This is a genomic window from Micromonospora sp. NPDC051300 (assembly GCF_044455315.1).
In the GTDB taxonomy this organism is placed as follows: Bacteria; Actinomycetota; Actinomycetes; order Mycobacteriales; family Micromonosporaceae; genus Micromonospora; species Micromonospora robiginosa.
The window spans coordinates 59774-64094 of sequence record NZ_JBITEP010000034.1 but is presented as its reverse complement, the minus strand read 5'-3'; the positions used below and the strand labels follow the sequence as shown (position 1 = coordinate 64094).

Here is a 4321-nt window from a genome sequence, read left to right as displayed (position 1 = left end):
CGCCGACAGCGCCAACCCCAACACCGCCTCCTACCGCATCACCATCGACAACCTCGCCGACTGGATCGCCACCCGCGGCTACAGCACCAGCTGACACCGAACACGAAGAAGGGCCCGACCCCACAGAGGGGTCGGGCCCTTCTCGCGTCAGCGTTCCGTGGCGCCGACCGGCTCGACCTGGTCGGGCGGCGTCTCGACCGGGCCCAGTCGCTTCGCGCGGCGGCGCAGCCACCAGGTGCTGACCAGGCCGGCCAGCACGGCGAGCACCAGCCCGGCCCAGGAGATGTCCTTGAGCCAGTGCTCGGCGGCCCGCCCGAGGTAGAACAGCAGGTAGGTGGTGCCGAAGGCCCAGACCAGGCCGCCTGCCGCGTTCGCCACCAGGAACCGGCGGTACGGCACGTGCAGCGCCCCGGCCAGCGGGCCGGCGAGGATGCGTAGCAGCGCGACGAACCGGCCGAAGAAGACCGCCCAGACGCCGTGGCGGGCGAAGCTCTGCTCGGCGCGGGCCAGGTGGGCCGGGCCGAGGTGCTTGGGGAAGCGCCGGCCCAGCCGTTCCAGCAGCGGCCTTCCGCCGCGGCGGCCGACCGCGTACCCGATGGAGTCGCCGACGATCGCGCCGGTCGCGGCGGCGGCGGCCACCCACTCGGGCTGGACCACCCCGGTGGCGGCGAGCAGGGCGGAGCTGACCAGCACGATCTCGCCGGGCAGCGGGACGCCCATGCTCTCGACGCCGATCACCCCGGCGACGATCAGGTAGATCACGCCCGGGGGTAGCGCGGAGAGCCAGTGCTGCACGTCGACCACGCTCCGACCCTACCCGCGCGGACCTCGGCGCGCGGGTGCCAGGAACTCCAACCGGTTGCCGTGCGGGTCGTGCGTGTGGAACCGCCGCATCCCGGGAATCTCGTCATCGCCCCAGGTCACGGTGTGGCCGGCGGCGTCGAGGCGGGCGGCGAGGTCGTCCAGGTCGGTGCGGACCAACGCCGGGTGGGCCTTGCGGGCGGGCACGAAGTCGTCCTCGACGCCGAGGTGCAGCTCGGCGTCGTACCCGGTGAACCAGCAACCACCGCGGGCGGCGAGGGCCGGGGGTTTGGGCTTCTCGGTGAGGCCGAGCAGCCCGACGTAGAAGGAGCGGGAGAGGTCCTCGGAGCCGCGCGGACAGGCCAGCAGGACGTGGTGGATCATGGTGGCACCTCCTCGTCCCGCAGCGTGGCACGAGGTTGCGCGAATAGCAAGACGGACGTACGGTTTTGTAGAGACCGACGCAGGTAAGTGTCGCCTAAGCACGGCGGCGCCCCGGTCGGTGCGACAAACTGCTCAGGACTACTCACGGTCGCTGGTGTGAAGGAGTACGACGTGGCGAGCCTCGACACCTTCGGTGCGAAGACCCAGCTACGCGTCGGAGACGCGAGCTACGAGATTTTCAAGATCGGCCAGGTGGAGGGGCACGACCGACTGCCCTACAGCCTGAAGATCCTGCTGGAGAACCTGCTGCGGACCGAGGACGGCGCGAACATCACCGCCGACCACATCCGGCAGCTCGGCGCGTGGGACCCCACCGCCGACCCGAGCGTGGAGATCCAGTTCACCCCGGCCCGGGTGCTGATGCAGGACTTCACCGGGGTGCCCTGCGTGGTCGACCTGGCCACCATGCGCGAGGCCGTGCGCGACCTCGGCGGTGACGCCACCAAGGTGAACCCGCTCGCCCCGGCCGAGCTGGTCATCGACCACTCCGTCATCGCCGACCTGTTCGGCCGCGAGGACGCGTTCGAGCGCAACGTCGAGCTGGAGTACGAGCGCAACAAGGAGCGCTACCAGTTCCTGCGCTGGGGCCAGAGCGCGTTCAACGAGTTCAAGGTCGTCCCGCCGGGCACCGGCATCGTGCACCAGGTCAACATCGAGTACCTGGCCCGCACCATCATGGAGCGCAACGGCCAGGCGTACCCGGACACCGTCGTCGGCACCGACTCGCACACCACGATGGTCAACGGTCTGGGCGTGCTGGGCTGGGGCGTCGGCGGCATCGAGGCCGAGGCCGCGATGCTCGGCCAGCCGGTCAGCATGCTGATCCCCCGCGTCGTCGGCTTCAAGCTGTCCGGTGAGATGCCGGCCGGCACCACCGCCACCGACCTGGTGCTGACCATCACCGAGATGCTGCGCAAGCACGGGGTGGTCGGCAAGTTCGTCGAGTTCTACGGCCCGGGCGTGAGCGCGGTGCCGCTGGCCAACCGCGCCACCATCGGCAACATGTCCCCGGAGTACGGCTCCACGGTGGCGATCTTCCCGATCGACGGCGAGACCGTGCGCTACCTGGAGCTGACCGGGCGCGACCCGCAGCAGGTCGCGCTGGTCGAGGCGTACGCCAAGGAGCAGGGCCTCTGGCACGACCCGAACCACGAGCCGGAGTACTCGGAGCGCCTGGAGCTGGACCTCGGCACCATCGAGCCCTCCCTGGCCGGCCCGAAGCGCCCGCAGGACCGGGTGCCGCTGGGCAGCGCCAAGACGCTGTTCCGCTCGGCGCTCACCGACTACGTGGCGGCCGACGAGACCGGCGGCGACCCCGGCCGCAAGCCGGGCGTGCCGCAGCAGCAGAAGCCGTTCGGCACCGACGGCCCGGCCGACGAGGCGAGCGCCGAGTCCTTCCCGGCCAGCGACGCCCCGGCCAACGGGGTGAACGACCCGGCGGACGCGCCGCGTGACCTGGAGACCGCCGCCGTGGGCGCGGGCGGCCGGGCCACCAACCCGGTCCGGGTGACCGGCGCCGACGGCGTCGAGTACGAGCTGGACCACGGCGCCGTGGTGATCGCCGCGATCACCTCCTGCACCAACACCTCGAACCCGCAGGTGATGATCGGCGCGGCGCTGCTCGCCCGCAACGCGGTGGAGAAGGGCCTGGCCCGCAAGCCGTGGGTGAAGACCACCCTGGCGCCGGGCTCGAAGGTCGTCATGGACTACTACGACCGCGCCGGCCTCACGCCCTACCTGGAGAAGCTCGGCTTCAACCTGGTCGGCTACGGCTGCACCACCTGCATCGGCAACTCCGGCCCGCTGCCGGAGGAGGTCTCCGCCGCCGTCAACGAGGGCGACCTCGCCGTCGTGTCGGTGCTGTCCGGCAACCGCAACTTCGAGGGCCGGATCAACCCGGACGTCAAGATGAACTACCTGGCGTCCCCGCCGCTGGTGGTCGCGTACGCGCTCGCCGGCACCATGGACATCGACCTGGCCAACGAGCCGATCGGCGAGGACGCCCAGGGCAACCCGGTGTTCCTGCGGGAGATCTGGCCGAACACCGCCGAGATCCAGGACGTCATCGCCTCGGCGATCGGCGCCACCGGTTTCAGCGCGGCGTACGCCGACGTGTTCGCCGGTGACGAGCGCTGGCAGTCGCTGCCGACCCCGACCGGTGACACGTTCTCCTGGGCCGGCGACTCCACCTACGTGCGCAAGCCCCCGTACTTCGAGGGCATGCAGCAGCAGCCGACCCCGGTGCAGGACATCGCCGGCGCGCGGGTGCTGGCGAAGCTGGGCGACTCGGTGACCACCGACCACATCTCCCCGGCCGGTTCCATCAAGGCGGACTCCCCCGCCGGGAAGTACCTGGCCGAGCACGGCGTGGCCCGGCACGAGTTCAACTCGTACGGCTCCCGCCGGGGCAACCACGAGGTGATGATCCGGGGCACGTTCGCCAACATCCGGCTGCGCAACCAGCTCGTCCCGGGTGTGGAGGGCGGCTTCACGGTCAACCACCTGACCGGCGAGCAGTCCTCGATCTACGACGCCTCGATGGCCTACCAGGAGGCGGGCGTCCCGCTTGTCATCCTGGCCGGCAAGGAGTACGGCTCCGGCTCGTCGCGCGACTGGGCGGCCAAGGGCACCATGCTGCTGGGCGTGAAGGCGGTCGTCGCCGAGTCGTACGAGCGGATCCACCGCTCGAACCTGATCGGCATGGGCGTCCTGCCGCTGCAGTTCCCGGTGGACACCACCGCGGAGTCGCTGGGCCTGACCGGCACCGAGACGTTCTCGATCAGCGGGGTGACCGCGCTGAACGACGGCGAGACCCCGCGCACCGTGAAGGTCACCACCGACACCGGCGTGGAGTTCGACGCGGTGGTCCGCATCGACACCCCGGGCGAGGCGGACTACTACCGGCACGGCGGCATCCTGCAGTACGTGCTGCGCCGGATGATCGCCAGCTGAGCCAGCTGTTGTGGTAAGGAGGGGCCCCTTTTTAACAGACGGGGGTGGGAAAGGGGGGCCCCCGGACCCCACCACCCGCACCGCCGGGGGCCGCGCCCCGGGGCCCCGGGCCCCCGCGGCGGGC

Annotated in this window: 3 protein-coding genes and 1 pseudogene; 2 read left to right on the top strand and 2 right to left on the bottom strand. The window is 71.2% G+C overall.

What is annotated here, in order from left to right; all coding sequences use genetic code 11:
* Positions 1–94: pseudogene (locus ACIA5A_RS27165) on the top strand (phytochelatin synthase); the annotation flags it as partial.
* A 53-nt stretch (positions 95–147) separates the two neighbouring features.
* Here the strand turns inward: ACIA5A_RS27165 and ACIA5A_RS27160 are convergent.
* Both ACIA5A_RS27160 and ACIA5A_RS27155 read right to left on the bottom strand, forming a co-directional pair.
* Entirely contained in the window at positions 148–804 is a 657-nt protein-coding gene (locus ACIA5A_RS27160) for a DedA family protein (protein ID WP_181569345.1), read from the bottom strand.
* Positions 805–813: 9 nt separating this feature from the next.
* Positions 814–1185 carry a VOC family protein gene (locus ACIA5A_RS27155; protein WP_396767262.1) on the bottom strand — a complete coding sequence of 124 codons (372 nt, stop codon included), beginning with the start codon at positions 1183–1185 and terminating at the stop codon, positions 814–816.
* 156 nt (positions 1186–1341) lie between these two features.
* Between ACIA5A_RS27155 and ACIA5A_RS27150 the strand changes: the two genes are divergently transcribed.
* On the top strand, positions 1342–4197 hold the full coding sequence (locus ACIA5A_RS27150) for an aconitate hydratase (protein ID WP_396767261.1): 2856 nt from the start codon (positions 1342–1344) through the stop codon (positions 4195–4197).
* Positions 4198–4321 lie beyond the last annotated feature (124 nt).

Bases quoted from the DNA above. Each gene is read 5' to 3' on its own strand.
- ACIA5A_RS27155 (WP_396767262.1), bottom strand. From the start codon at position 1,185: ATGATCCACCACGTCCTGCTGGCCTGTCCGCGCGGCTCCGAGGACCTC.